The organism is Paenibacillus sp. CF384 (assembly GCF_900106745.1).
Taxonomy (GTDB): domain Bacteria; phylum Bacillota; class Bacilli; order Paenibacillales; family Paenibacillaceae; genus Paenibacillus_Z.
The window spans coordinates 34,907-54,264 of sequence record NZ_FNNV01000016.1 but is presented as its reverse complement, the minus strand read 5'-3'; the positions used below and the strand labels follow the sequence as shown (position 1 = coordinate 54,264).

The window sequence follows — 19,358 nt, the reverse complement described above, 5'->3', positions numbered from 1 at the left end:
CAAATTGTAAACAATCTTATCGGGATTGCGTCGGGAACGTCAGTTGGAACGTCGTGCCGTTGCCATCCGACTTCACGATGGAGATGCGGCCTCCCTGCGACTCGGCATACCGCTTCGCGATGGACAGCCCAAGTCCAGCACCCCCATGCTCCCTGGATCTGTTCCGATCCACCGTATAGAACGCTTCAAAGATCTTACCCGCGACTTCTGCCGGAATACCAATTCCCGTATCGGCTATTTCGATGACGATCTCATTACCTCTGACGACGTTGCTTACGCGGATACGACCGTCTGTCCTGTTGTATTTGATGGCATTGTCCAGCAGATTCCCAAGCACGATATTCATGTAATCCTTATCGGCTTCCATATAAGCTTCGTGCAAATCCGTCTCAAGCGTAAGGCCGAACTTCTCCATTTTGCCTTTGAGGAAGTCCAGCACTGTTTCAATCGTACTCCGAATCTCGAGGCTTTCCTTGTTATATTCAAAATCGTATTTCTCCAGCGCGGACAATTGCAGCACCTTCTCCACCATTTCGTAGAGCCGCTGCGTCTCTCCGGCGATATGGGTTTTGGCCGTAGTCAGCAATTCCTCGTCACCCGGATACATGTCGAGCAGATCGAGGTAGGCTTTAATGGAAGTCAGCGGCGTCTTGAACTCATGCGTGACATTGCCGATGAACTCCTTCTGCTGCCGATCCAGCTCCGATAACTTGCGAACCGCAAGCGCCAGCTTCTCCCGCTCCTCGTCCTTGTCCCGCATCGTGGCCATGAGCCGTTCGCTCATGGCGGCAATGCCCGCGCCGAGTTCCCCGAGCTCGTCCCAGCGCTTCATATCCGGCACTGCGAACTGTCCCTCCCGAATACGGCTTACCGTAACGTTCAGCTTAATGATGCTGCGAGCGAAGGAGTTAAAGAACAAGTAGGCTAAGAGGAAGCTGAGCACGAACACGCCCGCTCCAATGGAGATAAACAATCGCTTAATCTCATCGTAGAAGACTTGATGGTCATGGAGGGAATAATAAAACTGGACGACGCCGACCTGCTCGCCTCCCGCGCGCAGAGGAGTCAAATAATACAGGGACTCCCCTTCCACCAAATAAGCGGTCTTGTTCTCCAGCGCATACGCCAGTGTCTGCTTAATACTGCTAGACGGAGGAGCCGCAGCCTTCCTCCCCATGACGGCGCCGCTCCCATCGAAGAGGACCACGGGCTGCCCGCTGATCAGCTCCAGCTGCTTGGCGAACGCTTCACCTTTGTTCTTCAGGAAGGTCTGGGGAACTTTATTGGACTGCTCATTAATGGATTGGATGAAATAGACGTTTGCCGTATCGGCTTGCTGAGAGAGAAGCCCCTCCACTTGCACGCGCTGATTCCGCTCAATTCCCTGCAGAACCAGCATACTGAGCACGATTACGGTGAGCAGCAAAATAGCGGCGAGGAACAGGCTGAATTTCAGCTTGATGCTAATTCTAATTCTCACGGTGCCCTCCGGACGCCCTGTAGCCTACGCCATGTACGGTTTGGATCGTATCGCCGTAGTCAGGTCCCAGCTTCTTGCGCAGTCGCTGCACATGAATGTCTACCGTACGCGTACCTCCGAAATAATCCATCCCCCACACCAGGTCAAGCAATTGCTCCCTTTCGTACACCCTGTCCGGATTCGCTGCAAGCAGCGCCAGCAGATCGAATTCCTTAGGCGTCAGCTCCAGCTGGCGTTCTCCCACCATTGCCGTTCTTCTGGCGACGTTCACCTTCACTACGCCCAGCTCAAGCTCTCGCGGCTTCTTCTCTCCGGCTTCCTGCAGCCGTCTAAGCAGGGACTTAAGCCGCGCGAGCAGCTCCCGCATGTCGAAGGGCTTCGTCATATAATCGTCAGCTCCAAGCTCTAGCCCGAGCACCTTATTCACGATGTCTTCCTTGGCCGTCAGCATGATGACGCCAATTCCACCTTTGTCCTGCAGCTTCTTCAGCACGTCGTAGCCGTCCATACCGGGCAGCATCACATCGAGAATGATGGCATCCGGACGAGTCTCGCCAAGACGCTTCGCAGCGATATCCCCGCGATCAATGACCTCCACCTCATAGCCTTCGCGCTTCAGGGCATAGGAGATCGCGTCCGCGATTGCTTTCTCGTCTTCGATGACCATGATCTTTGCTTGCATACCATTCACACCTGCCCCGTATCGTTATCGTATTCTTCCATTATATAGGCTTTTGCGGCTGGAGCCAAAATCACCCTTGCAGTTTTAAACATTAAATTACCCTCTGTATGATTTCTCCATTTTTTTCTATAATTGAAACCATACTGGGGAAGGGGTCATTGATATGAGAAAAGTAGGCCTTTTGTTTTTAGTTGTTATAGTTGCACTTATTTGCGTACCCAACCATGGTTTTAGCTCTACAAATATTTATTTATCAGAATCATCAGGTCATCAGCTGGACTGGGAGTATACAGAAACTCCGCCGAAACGACCGAAGCCCAAAATCCTTAACTCCGCCTACTATGAAGCAAAATGGAAAATGGATAACCCGCTTCTCTTTAGCCTTGTTCAAGACAAGGACGGAATCCTTTATACGACCGATTCCGATAACAATGTACATGCCGTTTATCCCAATGGCAAAAGAAAATGGACCCTTCACTTAGATATGGGTTTTGAACTGTCGGTTATTTATTTAAAGCTAGGACAAGACGGAACTATTTATGCTTATAGTTCAGATTCTTTATCAGAGCCAAGTTTGACGTCAATTTATGCACTATCTCCAGAAGGGAAAGTCATTTGGAAGCTCCAGCCAAGTACGATCTACAGCAGATTCGATTATCATTTTGCTGGCGACTCGCTTGGAAACTTCGTTTACTTTACAGAAGAAGGACTTGTCTCTCGAAATGCTAAAGGCGAAATCAATTGGATTAATAAAGCAATCCAGACATCCGATCCGAGCAAATACTTAGAAAGCTTGCACCATTCCAACGTGTATACTGATCTGGCAGGGAACATCTACGTCGATTCTGCCAACAAAGAAATCATTTCATTGGACGCTGCAGGCAATGAACGTTGGCGTTCCAAACCTCAAGGCTACCTGAATGCTTTTAATGTCTTTCGCCCCTTTTTTTCGGACGCGGGTCTACTGTACATGCTGACAATTGATGGCTTACATGCCTTAAAAGCCGCAGACGGAAGTGCAGTGGCCATTACTAGCGAGTCCAATTTAAGCGATATCCGATCCTCCGGTATTCCAACGGATGGCAGAGGCGGATATTATATTGTAGACAAAGGATTGGTTCAAAAAATCGATTATACTGGAATCTCAAAGTGGGTGTACGTCCAGAGAGAAACCGAAAGGCAGAGCATCGGATATATTGATATTCTCGCGACCGATGACAAAGGGAACGTCTATTTCCCCACGGGAGTTGGCAACATTTTTGGCTTAAACAGCGAAGGACAAGAAATTTTCGCGTTTCTTAGAAATTCCTACTGGTATATTATCTCTGAAGTTGTTGTCGGGAGAAATGGCAATATTTATTCAAGCAATATGGATATCGGACTTCTGGCCTTTGGTAAAAAACAAATCCAAGTATACGTGGATAACCTATATTTGCCTTTACCGGTAGCTCCAATTAAGGAGAACGGGACCGTGTCGGTTCCTTTTCGTTCCCTATTCGAGAGTTTGGGTCTAACCGTAAGCTGGGATTCTGTATCGCAGACCATTACCGGTTCAAAGGACGGCTTGTCCATCCAGATGACTCTTGGATCTACAACTGCTTTAGTAAATGGTCAAGCCAAGCAGCTGACCGTGGCTCCCAAAGTAACAAACAACTCCACCTATGTACCGCTCCGATTCGTTGGGGAAGCACTTGGAAAGGACGTAAGCTGGGATTCCAAGAGCTCCTCCGTCAATATTAATTCGAGGACTTAATAAAAACGGTTGAGCAGATACAATCCGCTCAACCGTTTCTTTATGCCACGCCGTTCTATTTAAACAAGTCAGGGTAGATCTCTTTGGCCAATTGCTCCATTCCATCAATCGTATTGTAGCTATAGCCGAACAAATAGTTATAATCCACAATATAAATTTGCTTGTTCTTAATGGCTTTCATGCTCGATAATTTCGGATTGGCATACATCTCATCTCTTACCTTGTTGAGATCCGTCTCATCCCATTTCGGCAAGATTAAGATGTCCGGATCTGTAGCAATCAGCGTTTCGACGCTGACGTCTCCTTTTTCCTGCGCGAATACATTGTCCAGCTTAATCATGCTAAAAGCATCATTGAAGAAGGATTCATCGCTTGCCGGATACACATACAACTCTTTCGGATCGTTCGTATGCAAGTAGGCGAACGTTTTGTGGTCTTTAATGTTTTCCAATTTGGCAAAGATCGCAGCTTGCTTATCTTTCAGTTCTTTGATGAAACCATCCGCTTTATCTTTAACGTCAAATATGTTCCCGATGTTCTCGATATCCTTATAAATCGAATCATAAGTCCCGCTTGTAATCGACGACTCCAGCACGTACGTTTTGATTTTCAAGCCATTGAGCGTATCTACCGTTCCTACTCCCCAGTCCGCATTTTCGAACAAACCGCCCCGTCCAAACACCAAATCCGGATTGGTGCCCATGGTGACTTCTTTCCCGACATACTCATCGCTCAAGATGTTCAGCTTCTTATATTCGGCCTCTACCGATGGGTCAGGCACTCCGAAATTGGCCCCTACCCCAACGATCTTGTCACCCAAACCCAGATGAAGCAACAGTTCTGCAGCCGGACGCGTATTAGCCATGATTCTTTCGGGCGCTTGATCGAAGACTTGATCTTTCTTCTCCCAACTCGCGCCTTCATTTGCTCTGGCAAAGTTTTGAATCGTCAGCGGGTACTTCGCTTGCGTCGTCTCGGCTTGTTCTGCATTGTTGGTATTCGAACTTGCACAACCGGTTAGTGACAGCGCTACAGAAAGCGCAATACTGAATAATAACGTCTTTTTCATCTTGTTCTCCTTATAAGCCATAAGCAAATCCAATTCCGTTCGTGACCGGATTCGTGAATGTTTGGCATTTTATTTGGTATAGCGTTTCAATGGTCGTTGAAGTCAACACTTCTTGCGGCGTTCCGTGAGCATACACTTCCCCGTCTTTCATCGCGTACACGTAGTCGCAATATTGGGCCGCCATCTCTAAATCATGAAGCGCGGCCAAGACGCCAATGTCCAACTGTTTGACGATCGACAGAATCTCAATTTGATAACGGATATCCAGATGGTTCGTCGGCTCATCCAAGATCATAAACTTCGGCTGCTGCGCGATGGTTCTGGCCAGAATAACCCTTTGTTTCTCCCCGCCGGACAACGACAAGTAGCCGCGATGCTTATAATCAAGCAAATTCGTTCTGGCCAACGCTTCTTCCACAATGGCCAAATCCGCTCGATTATCGGACTCCAGCATTTTTTTGTGCGGCGTCCTGCCGAGCATCACCATTTGCTGCACGGACAAATTAAAGCTGATATCGTTAAACTGACCGACAACGCCTAAGTTCTGCGACACCTTCTTCTCTGAGCTCTTCAGCACATCGATGTCATCCAGAAACACGACTCCTTTCTGGGGAGTCAGACTTTTATAAATGCTTTTGAGCAACGTCGATTTCCCGCAGCCATTGGGTCCAATCAGCCCTACGAACTGTTTGTTCTTCACTTGGACCGAAACATCTTTTACAATTTCCTTCTTGCCGATTCGCACTTCCATTCCCTTGGCAACTAGTTCCATTCCCTACCCCCCAAAATTATAGCCTCGTTTGACAATCATATAGATGAACAAAGGAGATCCGATGACCGAGGTAATGATGCCGATCGGAAGCTCCACGTTGTGGATGATCGTTCTGGACAAAATGTCCGCCCATATCATGAACAGCCCTCCCAGCAGCAGCGTCCCAAGCATCAATCGCTTATGATCGGTGCCGAATATCCCTCTGGTGATATGCGGAATCACCAAACCGACAAATCCAATCATGCCCGAGTAAGCAACCATGGTTCCCGTAACAAGAGCAACTACGATCATGTAAAATTTACGGTATGCGCTTAAATTAATGCCTAGCGTAACCGCGGATTCATCGCCCAGCAGCATAGTATTCAAGATCCGATGTTGGAAGAGGAACAGCACCGCTCCAAGCACCACGACAACGGCCATAATCGGAACCCGATCCCAGCTTGAGGAGGCCAGGCTGCCCATCGACCAGAACGTAACCGACTTGATGCCTTCCGCATTGTTGGCAAAATAAATGATCAAGCTGGAGAATGATCCGCATAACGCGCCGATGACAACGCCGGATAAGACAAGTTTCACAGACGTTGCCTTGCCCCCGATGCTTGCTAACAGCAGGACGGCGATGGAGGTTAACATTGCCCCGGCAAAAGCGCCGAAAGCAACGCCCATCTGCACCAAATAAGCTCCGCTTCCGAATCCCACTAGTATTGCAAAAGTTGCACCCAGCGAGGCGCCGGAAGAAATCCCCAGTATGTACGGGTCCGCGAGCGGATTTTGTACGACGGCCTGCATGACCGTCCCGCATAGCGAAAGTCCAATACCGATCAACAGGGCATAGACCACCCGGGGCATTCTGACCTGCATAATGATGTTTACAAAGGACTCATTGTCAACCTTATCGAGTGATCCCAGCGCACCATTGGTCAATGCATGCAACACGATCTCCTTGGATTGGGCAAAGGGAATATTCACTTGTCCGATGGATACAGAAAACACAACAGATAACATAATCAGGGCGATTAGTAGAAAAATAAACAAATAATAACGCTTGCCCATGCCGAGATTGTTTAGGTTTAGGTCATCTTTTCGCAAAGCTTCACTCTTTTCTGTAAGGCGTTGTATTTGTACTGCATGTGTTGTTTGATAATGATTATCATTATCGTTATGTAGTATAAAACGGGTTGCATGAAAATGCAACAAAATATTGGTTGAGGGACGATCGGGCTCCCATGTCGACTGCCGTTCGATTCTATTGGTGAACCGGGCATCAAAGCTGCGAAGGATAGCAAACTGTTTATTCTAACGAACCGTGCAGGCCTTATTTCACCCCAATGACCCCAGTTGAAATTCTAACAAACCGTACAGGTCTTATATCGCCCCAATCCTGCTCCAAACCGCCATTTTCGACGAAATAAGCCCCCAGAGGTTCGTTACAATTTCTGATGGCCCTTTTCCCGCCAAATAAGACCTGTGTGGTTCGTTAGCGTGAAAACTTCGACTCCACAAAAAAACATCGCCGGGGCTTAGTAAAGCCACCTGGCGATGTTTTCACGTTTCGCTTATGTCCAGCGGGTAGATCGGCCGTATCGTCAGCGGCAATGTTCAGCGCGACGCAGCCGAGTCCATCGCGCTCCGCTGCGAGCAGGCATGCTTCCACGGCGTCGCGAGCGTCCACGTAACTCCACAGCACCCTGCGAAGTTCTTCCGGCTTATCTAGGCAAGACTTGAAGTAGGCGTAATATTCTTCGCTTATAAGTGAGGATAGGCGCAAACTCACGACCTGCATGCCCGTTCTTCGATGAAAAGCTTCGCCCGTCAATTCGTTGACGGCCTTGGACAAACCGTAGCAATCTTCCGCCAGCAGCGGATGCTCCTCGTCTACCGGCACATACAGGGGTGACAACGGCTTATCCGCCCAAGGAAAACCGTACGCCGATTCGCTGGAAGCGAGCACCGCTTTGCGAATGCCCCACGCAGCTGCGGCTTCGAGCACGTTGTACGTAGTAGTCGCGTTGTTGCCGAACACGACGGAGGCGGACTGCAGCTTCGGGTTCGGAATCGCCGCCATGTGAACGACCGCATCGCAGCCTTCAAGCGCATCGAGCACCGCGTCGTAATCGCCCAGATCCAAAAACCGTACCTTCACGCCAGGCCGTCCATGAAACGCCCCGTTGTCGGCGCGGTCGAGAACGACCACTTCGTATCCCCGCCGCAGCGCGCCTTCGACGAGCTCCCGTCCGAACGATCCATTGCCTCCGGTTATCGCTATTTTTCGCATGGTCAGTGTCTCGCTTTCATTTTCCATATGTAAATTTTGTTTCCAAATCGAAATATGCACCAATAATATATACATTTAGTGGAATGTTGTCTATACAAAAAACGGCCCCCCGCGATAAGCGAAAGAGCCGTTGTACATCTTGCTTCTTTATTCGGTTAAACCCTTTAAGACAGCGCCAAGTCTGTCCAAATTCTGTTCGTTCGCCTCTTCGCACATCGACTTCAGCTTGGCGTAATCATCAGCGGATTCAAAAGCTTGACGGAACACGATCTCCGTCCCGCCGTTGCTTTCTTCGAAATCAGCCGTCAATATAAAATACGGGTTGGAATCGTGTCGCAGCACGATCCGCTCGGGCCCAACTTCGCTAAACACGTTACGGTTTGGATAATCCACACCGTTAGGACCATGCATCGTAAATTCCCAGACGCCTCCGGGACGCCAGTCGAACTTGTGCATCGTATTCGTAAACCCGTTTGGTCCCCACCATTTGGCCAGCAAATCCTGTTCCGCCCATGCCCGGTAGACCGTTTCGCGAGGAGCATCTAACCTTCTCCTGGACACCAGCTCATGTGTCTCGTCATTGCTTTCCCCAAGCGATTTGCCGAGTAGATCCAGAAGATAATTCGTTCCATGCTCGCGTTGTTCGGGCTTGTCGTAACCGTCGAAAAACGCGCCTTGCTCCGTAAATGTCAGCTTAACGCCTTCTTCAGTCTGAACAAATTCAATCGTCGATACGGATACGGATATTCGGTCATCATCTTGATCCATGCTGTATGTGTAAACGATGCGTTCATGGGGTACGATTTCCTGATACAAAGCGTCAAACGTGTAGACAGCGCCGCCCGGAGGACCCCCCCGGCTAAACTCGCGTCCACCAACGCGAAATTCGAATTGCTCCGCTGGCGAGAACCACCGCGCTTTGGCATCTGGATTTGACCATGCCGCGTACACTCTTTCCATAGAGGCACGGTAAGTGCGCTCAATTTTGAACGTCGAGTGAGTCGTAAATCTTGGCTTCATTAGAAGTCCTCCCTTAATAAAGTCATGTCTCCTACGGTTCTTTCAGAAAATCGTCAAGCCGATCCAATCGGTGCTCCAAATCCATTCGACGCTCCAATATATATTTCTCCTGGCTTGCCTTCATCGTCTCCAGAAGCGAGACGAATGCGTCAACGGAAGGCGGTTGCCGATTATTCATCTTCTCGGCCACCCGTTCGAGCTCGAATAGGAGCTTCCGTTGCGACTCAATCGTTTGACGTACGCGTTCAATTTGAATGGTGACAATGTCGTATGGCGTATACGAATGTCCTTGCAACGTCGACTGAATTTCATCCAGCGATAACCCTAAGTCCTTAAGCGCCATGATCTGTTGCAGCCGCCTAATGTCGGCCTCGTTGTACAAACGATGCCCCGAATCGGAGTGTCCGGAGGGCGTAAACAGTCCGATCTGATCGTAAAACCGAAGGGTGCGTATCGTCAGTCCGGTGAGTTTGGCCAGATCCCCCACCTTCCAATGCTTCTGCATAATCCGCTCCCTCCCCTTGCGCTAACTTGCTACCGGTAAATTTAGAATAATACATGACGTTACGTAAGGTGCAAGCGAAAAATAAAATAAATCTCACATCGACCTATGATACAATTTTCTATTATACGAAAAGGGGTTAGCGCTATGAGAATCAAGCTGGAGGGCATTACGATTTTGGCCGATGATGTCGCATCGTTGGCAAGCTTCTATAAGAACGCGATCGGATTCCATGCGTCCGTTGAAGAGGAACATTACGTGGAGCTGGTGAATGACGGCGTTCGACTTGCATTCTGCTCGAGGACTTTAATGGCCGAGAATACGAATAACCATCGCTCTTTCCTCGACAATCGCCAAGGCCAAGCCTTCGAACTCAATTTCGAGTGCGATTCTCCCGAGGCCGTGTATGAGCTGCTCGAGCAATACGTCGCGCAAGGCGCCGTGGCCATTTCCGAGCCGACAATCAAGTCTTGGGGACACACGACCTGCTTCTTCGCCGATCCCGAGGGCAATATCCATTCGCTGTTTGCGGTTAATCCGGTGTAATGGTTCACGCGCCGCGACTGAGGACATATCTTCCAAGAGCACTTTAAATACAAGAAAAATGCAGAGCTGCCGCATTAACCATGCCACGCTCTGCATTTTTTCGTTACTATGACCTTTCTGGGGTAACTACTTATTCATTCGTTTGTTAACTTCAATCGCAATGAACGCCGGCAAATAATTAGGCGTACAGTTCTTTGCTACCATTTGATCTTTATAAAGACCTGTTTTCTCCCCCAGTTCAATACAACGTGCTCGGTTCTTTTGATCATAGACGCCTATCCAGCCTGCGGTGAAATTCATAGCCCATTGAACTTCCGGTTCTTCCTGCTCAATAGTAGCTTCAATTGCAAGTAGTAAGTCTTCGGTGTTATCAGGCGGTGTTTGTCCGGTCCATCTCAATCGCCCTTGATAATACCAGAAGGCTCGCCTTTGAAGAGCGGAAGGACTATTTCCCCATAACTCCATCAATGCAATGTTCTTCTTGTCTTTGGTGAGCTGATTCGCCATTAACCAATCCATTAAGTTATTCCGCTCATCAAATGTATGAATCTGCATATCCTTATCAAGCTTATTTAGCACATCTTCTGAAAGAAGTTTTTTGTCCATAATTAAGATTGCCAATAGTCTGGGCAGCAACTTTTCGGTTGACCAAAGTTCCATAGCTAGTTCGTGATCTTTAATAATGTCCTTCGCGATTTTTCGCAAGTCGCCTAGCATCGTTTTACTATTGATCTGTTGTAGAATATTTTCTGCTTTTGAAGAGCGTTTTATTTCTGTACGTTCATTCGTATTCATATTCGTTTGATACAACTCCTTTCTTCATGCACTGTTTCATCCTATGTCCTTGGCGCGATATATCAATAATCATACTCTGTATACTTTTATTCCGCATAGGCTCGTATTCTCCCCCTACAGCTGCCGGTTTTTTCTTTAATTAATATTGAGGATATCCATCGAACGGTCTAGGTGGTAATATTTAGAAGACGCGACACCACAAGGGTTTCCTTGTGTTTATATAGATATTCCATTTACAAAGGATGACACTAAATGAAAATCACCTGTAATCGTCAAAACAACCGGAGAGTGACTATATTCTAGCTCTCCGTAATTAAAGGAGAGAGTTATGACTCATAACGACGTAATTAATATTAGCAACGCCTATCTACTTCCCCTAATAGCAGAGCTGTACGGGTTAGACGGCTATGGCATCCAACCTGTCCCTGCTCATGATGGCGGAAGGAATGTCGTTTATACGTGCGAGAAGGAAGGCGCCGGTGCAAAAGTAATCCGAATTGCATTCTTAAGCGACAGGAGCCGGGAAGATTTCCTGGGAGAAGTGGAATATATCCGGTATTTGTTCGAACACGGCTGCAGCGTCTCGGATGTAATCAGCTCCAAGAAAGGAAGTCTACTCGAAGAGATTGCCCACCTTGACCGCAACTTCTTTGTCTGCGTATTCGACAAGGCCAAGGGCAAGCTACTCGCGGAAAATTATTATCAGTATCGGGAAGGGGTTCCGATTACCGAGTATTACTACAACTGCGGTAAAGTCCTCGGCAACATGCACCAATTGTCGAAAGGGTATACTCCTGTCCATCGCCGGCATCATTTTTTTGATAAATACAATACCGACTATATCGACAAGCTGATCCCAGGCTCGTTGTCTCTGCTTAAGAAGAAGCTTGCAGAGCTCCTTGAATCATTAGCAGCATTAGACGAGAGCCCTGAGAGTTTCGGGATGGTGCATTTGGATTACAGCGATGGGAATTACATGATTGACTTTGATACCGGCCAAATCACTGTTTTCGATTTCGATAACGCTTGTTTCTGTTGGTATATGTATGATCTGGCGAATGTCTGGGCGCACGGCGTCGGCTGGATCCAATTCGAACGGGACGTCGCCAAACGCAAAACGTTCATGGAAGATTATTTTGAAACCGTCCTCGCGGGGTACCGATCGGAAACTACAATCGAAGATTCCATGCTCGAAAAACTGCCCCTATTTATTAGCGTAACGCTCATGGAAAGCATCGTTGATGCCTTCGAGGTGATGCGCAACAATGGCGAAGAACCGGAATGCGATGAGAGGCTGTCCTATCTCATCAAATGCATGGAAGACGATATTCCGTATGAGGGATTTTTCCATGACATTTACTCCTGTGAAGAACCCTTTGAGTATGAGGTAAGAAAGATTTAGCCTTTGTGCAATGTTATTTTCTATTAAAGAACGGATACTTCCGACAAAGGTATCCGTTCTTATCTTTTCTATTGAATTATAGAATGAAAAGCCCAAATTTTTAATATTTTTACTCTGAAGCGCCACTTTTCTCTTTGTTTATACATGGCCACATAATTGTCTAAGCCTCGCTGTACTTATTTTCAAACCAACGGTGTTGATTTGGACGTTGTGTCTAGACATCAACAAATACATGCCAGGGTCTGAGTGCCACATGGCAGTGATTCTATTAAATTAATATAGATTCAAACATATACTTAGGTATATTTCCTTAGATATTTAGGTTTACATTGAGAAAAACAAAGGAATTATTACCTATTATGTCGAATTTCACCCGGAGCGGTATTTAAAACTAACTTGTTTGGAGTATTCAGAATGAATAAGAACCCAACTGTGGCACTAGCCAAACCCTTCCTGCGATGGGCCGGAGGGAAGTCCTGGCTAATAAAATCTTTACAATTAATACTTGGAGAAACAAAAATTAACCAATATCACGAACCCTTTCTCGGAGGAGGTTCAATATTCTTCACTCTCTCACCACAAAAAAACTCTTATCTTTCTGATTTAAATAAAGAATTAATAGAAACATATCAAGCTATAAAAGATAATCCATTACAGATTATTAAAATATTAAAAACTTTTGAAAACACAGAAGGATTCTATTACCAAAAAAGAAGTCAAATATTAATTGACCCATTTGAAAGAGCCGCTCGATTTATTTACTTAAATCAGACTTCTTTTAATGGTATATATCGGGTTAATCTACGCGGTGAATACAATGTTCCATTTGGTTTTAGAGAAAAAAATTTCTTAGAGGAAGATAAGTTAATTGCGGCTAGTAAATCACTTCAATTTACCACACTCCTACAGGGTGACTTTACCTGCAATAAAGAAAACATAAATAAGGGGGATTTGATCTTTCTAGATCCCCCTTACACAGTCTCCCATAACAATAATGGCTTTATTAAATATAATCAAAAACTATTTTCACTAGATGACCAGAAACGACTTAGTAATTTCATTGATTATATTAAAAGCCAAAATGCATATTACATTTTGACAAACGCAGCTCACCAGATAATATTAGAAATCTTTGAAAAGGGAGATCGACGGTTAGAGTTAAGCCGTGCAAGCTTAATTGGCGGTGAAAATGCAAAGCGTGAAAGAGTTTCTGAATATATTTTCACAAACTTGCCAGGGGGTGCAATGAATGAATGTAATAGAGAGGTTGGTTTCAAAAAAGGAACTTGATGTAGTAAGGAAAAAGCGTGCCCGGGTATACAACTATTCAAATTTCGAACCCGAACTGCAAGCAAAAAGGGAAAATGAAGGTTGGAATTTAGATAAGATCCTAAAAAAGTCAGTTCGCATGAAAAAGGCTAAACCGCAAGATGAACAATTCGAAGACGAAGTATGGTGCTTATTTGCATCGTTGGGTTTTCAGTATATGAATAGAGACCGATATCTCCAATTTCCTTATGGATCAAATGGAGCAGCAACAAAGCAGGTTGATGTATTTGCAGTTGATGACGAGACAATTTTATTTATTGAATGTAAATGTGCCCAAAGCGGAAAAAAAGGTGATTTTAAAAAAGATATAGAAGCTATATCTGGTTTTCGTAATGGTTTATTTGCCGAAGCCAGGAAGCTATTTCCTGGAAAAAGACAGAAGTATATTTTCGCAACAAAAAACTACGAATTATCTGACAACGATCGTGCGAGAATGAAAGAGCTTGAGATCCAACATTTTGACGAATATACGATCATGTATTTTTCTGAGCTAACTAGGCACCTAGGTCGTAGTGCTCGATATCAGCTACTTGGTAGTTTATTTCAAGGAAAAAAAATAAATGCTATGGAAAATAAAGTACCAGCTATTGAAGGATCTATGGGTGGACATAAATACTATGCATTTTCTATTGAGCCGGAGAAACTTTTAAAAATAGCATATGTATTGCATCGAAATGAAGCCAATAATGAACTAATGCCAACCTATCAACGTCTAATCAAGAAAAGTAGACTTGATGCAATTCAAAAATTTGTAAATGGGGGCGGGTTCTTTCCAAACTCCCTCATTATCAGCATCGATTCAAATAATTTAAAATTTGATATTGCATCTCCTCAAGTAGAATCATCAGTTTCTCGTATTGGTATTCTTCATCTACCCCAATTATATCGTTCCGCTTACATAATTGATGGACAACATCGTTTATACGGTTATGCCGATTCAAAATACTCAAACACAAACTCAATTCCTGTTGTTGCTTTTTTAAATCTTAACAAAGAAAAACAAGTTGAATTATTTATGGAAATAAATGAGAATCAAAAATCAGTACCGAAAAACTTGAAGAATTCACTTAATGCTGATCTTTTGTGGGACTCTGAGGATTGGAACAAACAGAGGCAGGCTTTACGTCTACGTATTGCAGAAAAATTAGGTGAGGTTCAATCCTCTCCACTATTCAGTCGTGTTAAAATTGGGGAAAATGAAACTATTTCAAACAATTATATTTCAACAGATACTATTGAAATCGCTTTAAAATCAACGAAATTTCTTAGTAAATATTCAAAAATGAATTCAATAATTGAAAATGGCACTTTTGATAAAGGAAATAACGAAGCTACACTAAAAGTACTATATCCCTTTATTTCACATTGTCTCTCTTACATTAAAGAGGGGGCTGAGGAGGAATGGGAAAATGATGAGCCCAAACGAATTATACTAACAAATAACAATAGCATTAATGCTTTGATAAGAATTATGAATGATATTGTTAATCATTTAATTAAACTGAATAAAATTAACCCTAACATTGTTACTCCATATGATGCGGCCGCTGAAGTTGAGTATTATTTATCACCTCTAATTCATTATTTTAATCTAATCAGTGAAGATCAAAGAAAAGAGCTTCGTTCGTATTATGGCAGTGGAGCCCCTATTAAGGTGTGGAGAACTTACCAGAAGGTTATTGCCGATTCGCGAACAGATTTTCAACCTGAAGGACTGACTCAATGGATAAAAGATAATACAAAACAATTTAATTTTGAATCTTATCAAATGATTCAAGACCTTGAGAACGCAATAAAAAATAATTTCTCTGAAAAGTTGAAGGGAAAATATGGAGATAATTGGGTCATCGCCGGTTTACCCGCAAAAGTATTTAACCAAGCAAATACGATTATGGGAAAACGTAATTATGAAAGTAGTAAAAACAACTTCGGAAAAACACTAAATGTTTGGGACTGTGTAACCATTGCAAATTGTAAGGATATCGCAACATTTGGTCCAAACTGGACTGAGCTTTTTGAATCGATTTGTACACGACCTGAGGAAACAAAGCTTCAAGGAGGAAAAAACGCGAAAACAGCTTGGATAAACAGATTATCAACTCTTTCAAATAACAATGGAAACTCTAATTACAGTGTTTCCGAAGATGATTATCTTTTTTTAAAGTCCCTCTACATATGGCTTGTAGGTACTAAAGTATATAACTAAGAGTACAGCGTATTGTTTAATATTACGCTCCTTTAATACGCTCAGAATGTCTTTTAATTTCATATTTTTCATTTCGTGATTATGGAAATGAGCATAAAAATACATAGCTCAACGGCCAGCAAGCGATGTATTCAAAGCTTAGATAAGCTCTCATACATATATGTAAAAAAGGAGCTGCCACGGCAACTCCTTTTTTACATTACCTCGTTTATCATACATGGTTGTATAATTTAATTACACATACTTTTACACACGACCCTTTGTATCATACGAATAATAATCGATTAAATTATTGTATACTTCTAGTCTTCATAATCTAGGTCCACTTTCATTCCAAGTGCAAAAGTTATTGTTAATAACGTATCCTCACTTAAATTACACATACTATTCATTGCCATTTGTATCATACGTATATAATTGATTTAAATTATTGTATACTTCTGGTCTTCAAAACCTAGGTCCACTTTCATTCCAAGTGCAAAAGTTATTGTTAATAACGTATCCACTCTTGGAATAGTCTCTGCAGCTTCAAAGCGAGATATATTGGATTGCTTAATACCAGTTTTTTTTGCTAGTTGACTCTGTGTCCACCCCAAATCTTGTCGACGTTTAATTATTTTCCCGATCATTTTTGCAGCAAATTGTAATGCTTCTACTTCATAAGTTGGGATCGCCGACACATGTTTTTTCACATCGTCGCGCTCATACATTTTGTGAACCCTCCTAATATCAGATTACGACTACTCACAGTTCAGTTTACAAGCTACAGATGATAGTCGACTGCTCCTTCTCCTTCCTAGTGTTTTATATATTTCCACAGAATAGATCAATTAATCCATGATTGTCATCTTTGGTTAGGTCCCCCAGAGGGGAGGGGTTACCCCCTACTGCTCATGACGCCTTATCCAATCGTCCATTTCACGCTTTGCCTTGGCAATTTCGAACTCATCGATTTGGTTTTGGTCTTTGTAAAAGGTATGTAAGAGTACGATATTATTGTTTTCCCACATGAAGAAGAAAATCCTATAATCGTCCATCCTCATTCTCCACAACTTACCATCGATTTGCTTGGTGAATTTTTTCCCAGCTCTAGTACCTACTTCCTTAAGAAGAGATTCACAGTAAATGAATTTTCTCAGTAAGATACCAGCTGACTTGTTCCCCTTAGCTGTTCTTGCATCAAGGTCAGAGACGAAATCTCCAACTGGACAATTGCCATGAACATCCCTGTACCGGATGATGTTATACATGGAAAATGTCCTCCTATTTTGTTATAAATGTTCAATCTCCACCTTTAATATGATGGCATTTTAAATTATATCAAATTCGATATAATTAATCAAGAAGCACAACAATAGTTTATTTCGTGTAGAAACTCGTGGTGTAAAGCTGACCCTTATCTGTCTTTACAACGCATTGTGAAAATACCAGCGGAAGCTGGATTTTATCCGCTGCGTAAGTATCTTCACGAAACGAGCGTTGACTCTGTGTTGATTAGGAATAATCATAGGGGCATGTACAATAACATTGTACCCGCCATTCGCTTTATTAAAGAACGGAACCCTGCTATAAGCTTTGAACCTTATTCGTCCCCCACAGCAATCGGATTCCCCTCATACGAAATCCAATCACTCCAACTCCCCGCATACAGCCTTACATTCGTAAAGCCCGCTTCCTGCAACGCCAGCACATTTGGACAAGCCGTCACACCCGATCCGCAGTACACAATCGTCTCCCCGTCCTGCGCCAGTCCTTCGAACCTCACCGCCTGCTCCTCGGCACTCTTCCACTGCCCGTCCGCACCGCGGCCTTCCGCCCAGAAGCGGTTGATCGCGCCTGGGATATGGCCGGCTACGCGGTCGATCGGCTCGACCTCGCCGCGATAACGCGCGCCTTCACGCGAATCGATAAGCGTCACGCCGGCTTTGCCCAGCTTCTCCTGCACTTCATCGACCTCGACAAGCATGTTATGCTGCACCGTCGCGAAGAACGGACTCGGAATTAATATCTTCTGGTCCGCCGATACCGGGAATCCAGCATTCTTCCAAGCCGTGAAGCCTTCATCCAGCACAAACACCTGCTCATGGCCGAGGTACTTCAGCAGCCACCACAGACGTGATGCCATTGCGCCGCCTTGATCGTCATAAGCGATAACGCGCGAATCATTGCCAATACCAGCTCGGCTTAACGTGCCTGTCAGCTCTGCAATGTCCGGCAGCGGATGGCGACCGCCATGCTCCGTAATCGCCGAAGACAGATCCTTCTCCAAATCCAAATACACCGCACCCGGAATATGCGATTCATTATAAGCTTCACGGCCCGACTCCGGCTTACCTAGCTGGAAGCGGCAGTCGACGATTACAACATCCGATTCATACATACGAGCGAGCAACCATTTGAGTGATACGATATTTTTCATCTTAATATCCGCCTTCCTTATCCATTCGAATGGATTCCATTAGCTTAAATTATACATGATTTCAATCAGCCAATTGTAGTTTTGACTAGGCTCGTTTACAAAGTATTTAGCTTGTATTGACGACCGGCAAACAAATCTCCCTTACGATCACTTAGGATTACCAAATTCCAACATCGAAAGGGAGTTGACGATTAATGTTTAAACGTTTGTTGCTAACCGCTTCACTTGCCATTACAGTTGGGGCCACCCTACTAATGGGATCTTCCATGGAGCCAACTACGGCTCACGCTGCAAGCAACATGGTACCGGACTACGAAGTAAAACTGCTGCTGAATCCGGCTGTCGTGCTCGGAAGTGATTTCAAGCTGACAAGCACGGTACTGAGCACATTTAGCATGCCGACAACCGTAACGAAGATGAACGTCGCCTTCCTTGACACCTCCGCCAAAGATATTTACAACAACGGCTGGAGCCCGCGCATTCGCAAAACAGAAGGTGAATCCGACTTCGAGCTCAGCTACAAGAAACGCTACGCCATCACGAACAATAATATCAACGCTGCCCTGACACAGGCGAACAATGAAGGCTTTAACTCCGGTGACAGCAATTATGAAGCACAAGTGGAATGGGGTTACCAGAAGCAGACCCTCAGCATCACCCGCACCAAGAGCGGTAGTAAATCCGGCTACAGCGGCATGGATCTTCCCTCGATCACGGACGCTCGCAGCCTTATGATCAGCAACGCGCCTGATAAGTTCAATAACTGGGTGTCCAGCGGATGGGGAACAACCAAGCTGCAAAGCTCCCGCTACTACGGCCCGGTGTTAGCTAAACGTTCGGTAGGCACTTGGAGCGGCATGCAGTTATACATCGAAGTATGGCCGATTAAGAACGCTGCAGGCACAGGTACCGAATACGTCGTAGAGGCTTCCTTCAAAACAACCAGTGCCACGACGGCTTCCACCAAGCATGACCAACTAATCACCTTCCTGCAGGGCAAAGGCTGGTTCCTAGCGCAGGACTCGCTCAAAACACAGCTGATCATGGACCGCTACTAATACTAAGTTCAACCGATAACTCCCTCTTGTAACCGAGTCAAATAAGGTGG

At 45.0% G+C, this 19,358-nt stretch carries 18 protein-coding genes; 6 read left to right on the top strand and 12 right to left on the bottom strand.

Annotated features, from left to right (window positions below):
• Nucleotides 1-16: 16 nt before the first annotated feature.
• Together BLW29_RS22890 and BLW29_RS22885 are read right to left on the bottom strand one after the other, a co-directional pair.
• Nucleotides 17-1,480, bottom strand: a complete 1,464-nt coding sequence (locus BLW29_RS22890) for a sensor histidine kinase (RefSeq protein ID WP_090983939.1) — start codon at nucleotides 1,478-1,480, stop codon at nucleotides 17-19.
• The gene (locus BLW29_RS22885; RefSeq protein WP_090983937.1) at nucleotides 1,470-2,162 is read right to left on the bottom strand and encodes a response regulator transcription factor; all 693 of its coding nucleotides are present in this window, start codon (nucleotides 2,160-2,162) and stop codon (nucleotides 1,470-1,472) included. The genes BLW29_RS22890 and BLW29_RS22885 overlap by 11 nt, the downstream gene beginning before the upstream one ends.
• A 163-nt stretch (nucleotides 2,163-2,325) precedes the next feature.
• On the opposite strand from BLW29_RS22885, the gene BLW29_RS22880 reads away from it, so the two are divergent.
• Entirely contained in the window at nucleotides 2,326-3,915 is a 1,590-nt protein-coding gene (locus BLW29_RS22880; RefSeq protein ID WP_090983935.1) for a stalk domain-containing protein, read from the top strand.
• Nucleotides 3,916-3,970: 55 nt separating this feature from the next.
• On the opposite strand, the gene BLW29_RS22875 is transcribed toward BLW29_RS22880, so the two are convergent.
• From BLW29_RS22875 to BLW29_RS22850, 6 genes are all read right to left on the bottom strand, one after another.
• Nucleotides 3,971-4,984, bottom strand: a complete 1,014-nt coding sequence (locus BLW29_RS22875; protein WP_090983933.1) for an ABC transporter substrate-binding protein — start codon at nucleotides 4,982-4,984, stop codon at nucleotides 3,971-3,973.
• A 10-nt stretch (nucleotides 4,985-4,994) separates the two neighbouring features.
• Nucleotides 4,995-5,756 (bottom strand): ABC transporter ATP-binding protein, encoded by a 762-nt coding sequence (locus tag BLW29_RS22870; protein ID WP_090983931.1) that lies wholly within the window; start codon nucleotides 5,754-5,756, stop codon nucleotides 4,995-4,997.
• A gap of 3 nt (nucleotides 5,757-5,759) precedes the next feature.
• Complete coding sequence (locus tag BLW29_RS22865; protein WP_090984174.1) at nucleotides 5,760-6,809, bottom strand: FecCD family ABC transporter permease; 1,050 nt, start codon at nucleotides 6,807-6,809, stop codon at nucleotides 5,760-5,762.
• 424 nt (nucleotides 6,810-7,233) lie between these two features.
• A complete protein-coding gene (locus BLW29_RS22860) occupies nucleotides 7,234-8,031 on the bottom strand; it encodes an NAD-dependent epimerase/dehydratase family protein (protein ID WP_177186779.1) in 798 nt (265 codons plus the stop codon).
• 147 nt (nucleotides 8,032-8,178) lie between these two features.
• On the bottom strand, nucleotides 8,179-9,051 hold the full coding sequence (locus BLW29_RS32165) for an SRPBCC family protein (protein WP_090983927.1): 873 nt from the start codon (nucleotides 9,049-9,051) through the stop codon (nucleotides 8,179-8,181).
• A 31-nt stretch (nucleotides 9,052-9,082) separates the two neighbouring features.
• A complete protein-coding gene (locus BLW29_RS22850; RefSeq protein WP_090983925.1) occupies nucleotides 9,083-9,556 on the bottom strand; it encodes a MerR family transcriptional regulator in 474 nt (157 codons plus the stop codon).
• A 144-nt stretch (nucleotides 9,557-9,700) separates the two neighbouring features.
• Between BLW29_RS22850 and BLW29_RS22845 the strand changes: the two genes are divergently transcribed.
• Nucleotides 9,701-10,099 (top strand): VOC family protein, encoded by a 399-nt coding sequence (locus BLW29_RS22845; RefSeq protein ID WP_090983923.1) that lies wholly within the window; start codon nucleotides 9,701-9,703, stop codon nucleotides 10,097-10,099.
• Between the two features lie 126 nt (nucleotides 10,100-10,225).
• On the opposite strand, the gene BLW29_RS22840 is transcribed toward BLW29_RS22845, so the two are convergent.
• The gene (locus tag BLW29_RS22840; RefSeq protein WP_090983922.1) at nucleotides 10,226-10,894 is read right to left on the bottom strand and encodes a DNA alkylation repair protein; all 669 of its coding nucleotides are present in this window, start codon (nucleotides 10,892-10,894) and stop codon (nucleotides 10,226-10,228) included.
• A 328-nt stretch (nucleotides 10,895-11,222) separates the two neighbouring features.
• Here BLW29_RS22840 and BLW29_RS22835 point away from each other — a divergent pair, with 328 nt between their 5' ends.
• From BLW29_RS22835 to BLW29_RS22825, 3 genes are all read left to right on the top strand, one after another.
• A complete protein-coding gene (locus BLW29_RS22835) occupies nucleotides 11,223-12,296 on the top strand; it encodes a phosphotransferase enzyme family protein (protein ID WP_090983921.1) in 1,074 nt (357 codons plus the stop codon).
• A gap of 414 nt (nucleotides 12,297-12,710) precedes the next feature.
• On the top strand, nucleotides 12,711-13,586 hold the full coding sequence (locus BLW29_RS22830; RefSeq protein WP_090983919.1) for a DNA adenine methylase: 876 nt from the start codon (nucleotides 12,711-12,713) through the stop codon (nucleotides 13,584-13,586).
• Nucleotides 13,546-15,831, top strand: coding sequence for a DGQHR domain-containing protein (locus BLW29_RS22825; RefSeq protein WP_218147129.1), 2,286 nt, complete (start codon nucleotides 13,546-13,548; stop codon nucleotides 15,829-15,831). Before BLW29_RS22830 ends, BLW29_RS22825 begins: the two co-directional genes overlap by 41 nt.
• 422 nt (nucleotides 15,832-16,253) lie before the next feature.
• On the opposite strand, the gene BLW29_RS22820 is transcribed toward BLW29_RS22825, so the two are convergent.
• From BLW29_RS22820 to BLW29_RS22810, 3 genes are all read right to left on the bottom strand, one after another.
• Nucleotides 16,254-16,541, bottom strand: a complete 288-nt coding sequence (locus tag BLW29_RS22820; RefSeq protein WP_090983917.1) for a helix-turn-helix domain-containing protein — start codon at nucleotides 16,539-16,541, stop codon at nucleotides 16,254-16,256.
• A gap of 174 nt (nucleotides 16,542-16,715) precedes the next feature.
• Nucleotides 16,716-17,081 (bottom strand): type II toxin-antitoxin system RelE/ParE family toxin, encoded by a 366-nt coding sequence (locus BLW29_RS22815; protein WP_090983915.1) that lies wholly within the window; start codon nucleotides 17,079-17,081, stop codon nucleotides 16,716-16,718.
• A gap of 332 nt (nucleotides 17,082-17,413) precedes the next feature.
• Complete coding sequence (locus BLW29_RS22810) at nucleotides 17,414-18,250, bottom strand: sulfurtransferase (protein ID WP_090983913.1); 837 nt, start codon at nucleotides 18,248-18,250, stop codon at nucleotides 17,414-17,416.
• 194 nt (nucleotides 18,251-18,444) lie between these two features.
• On the opposite strand from BLW29_RS22810, the gene BLW29_RS22805 reads away from it, so the two are divergent.
• Entirely contained in the window at nucleotides 18,445-19,308 is an 864-nt protein-coding gene (locus tag BLW29_RS22805; RefSeq protein ID WP_090983911.1) for a hypothetical protein, read from the top strand.
• Nucleotides 19,309-19,358 lie beyond the last annotated feature (50 nt).

Excerpts from the sequence above, each read along its gene's own strand:
- BLW29_RS22885 (WP_090983937.1), bottom strand. The coding sequence starts at position 2,162 with ATGCAAGCAAAGATCATGGTCATCGAAGACGAGAAAGCAATCGCGGAC.
- BLW29_RS22880 (WP_090983935.1), top strand. The coding sequence starts at position 2,326 with ATGAGAAAAGTAGGCCTTTTGTTTTTAGTTGTTATAGTTGCACTTATT.
- BLW29_RS22875 (WP_090983933.1), bottom strand. The coding sequence starts at position 4,984 with ATGAAAAAGACGTTATTATTCAGTATTGCGCTTTCTGTAGCGCTGTCA.
- BLW29_RS22870 (WP_090983931.1), bottom strand. The coding sequence starts at position 5,756 with ATGGAACTAGTTGCCAAGGGAATGGAAGTGCGAATCGGCAAGAAGGAA.
- BLW29_RS22865 (WP_090984174.1), bottom strand. The coding sequence starts at position 6,809 with ATGGGCAAGCGTTATTATTTGTTTATTTTTCTACTAATCGCCCTGATT.
- BLW29_RS22860 (WP_177186779.1), bottom strand. The coding sequence starts at position 8,031 with ATGCGAAAAATAGCGATAACCGGAGGCAATGGATCGTTCGGACGGGAG.
- BLW29_RS32165 (WP_090983927.1), bottom strand. The coding sequence starts at position 9,051 with ATGAAGCCAAGATTTACGACTCACTCGACGTTCAAAATTGAGCGCACT.
- BLW29_RS22850 (WP_090983925.1), bottom strand. The coding sequence starts at position 9,556 with ATGCAGAAGCATTGGAAGGTGGGGGATCTGGCCAAACTCACCGGACTG.
- BLW29_RS22845 (WP_090983923.1), top strand. The coding sequence starts at position 9,701 with ATGAGAATCAAGCTGGAGGGCATTACGATTTTGGCCGATGATGTCGCA.
- BLW29_RS22840 (WP_090983922.1), bottom strand. The coding sequence starts at position 10,894 with ATGAATACGAATGAACGTACAGAAATAAAACGCTCTTCAAAAGCAGAA.
- BLW29_RS22835 (WP_090983921.1), top strand. The coding sequence starts at position 11,223 with ATGACTCATAACGACGTAATTAATATTAGCAACGCCTATCTACTTCCC.
- BLW29_RS22830 (WP_090983919.1), top strand. The coding sequence starts at position 12,711 with ATGAATAAGAACCCAACTGTGGCACTAGCCAAACCCTTCCTGCGATGG.
- BLW29_RS22825 (WP_218147129.1), top strand. The coding sequence starts at position 13,546 with ATGAATGTAATAGAGAGGTTGGTTTCAAAAAAGGAACTTGATGTAGTA.
- BLW29_RS22820 (WP_090983917.1), bottom strand. The coding sequence starts at position 16,541 with ATGTATGAGCGCGACGATGTGAAAAAACATGTGTCGGCGATCCCAACT.
- BLW29_RS22815 (WP_090983915.1), bottom strand. The coding sequence starts at position 17,081 with ATGTATAACATCATCCGGTACAGGGATGTTCATGGCAATTGTCCAGTT.
- BLW29_RS22810 (WP_090983913.1), bottom strand. The coding sequence starts at position 18,250 with ATGAAAAATATCGTATCACTCAAATGGTTGCTCGCTCGTATGTATGAA.
- BLW29_RS22805 (WP_090983911.1), top strand. The coding sequence starts at position 18,445 with ATGTTTAAACGTTTGTTGCTAACCGCTTCACTTGCCATTACAGTTGGG.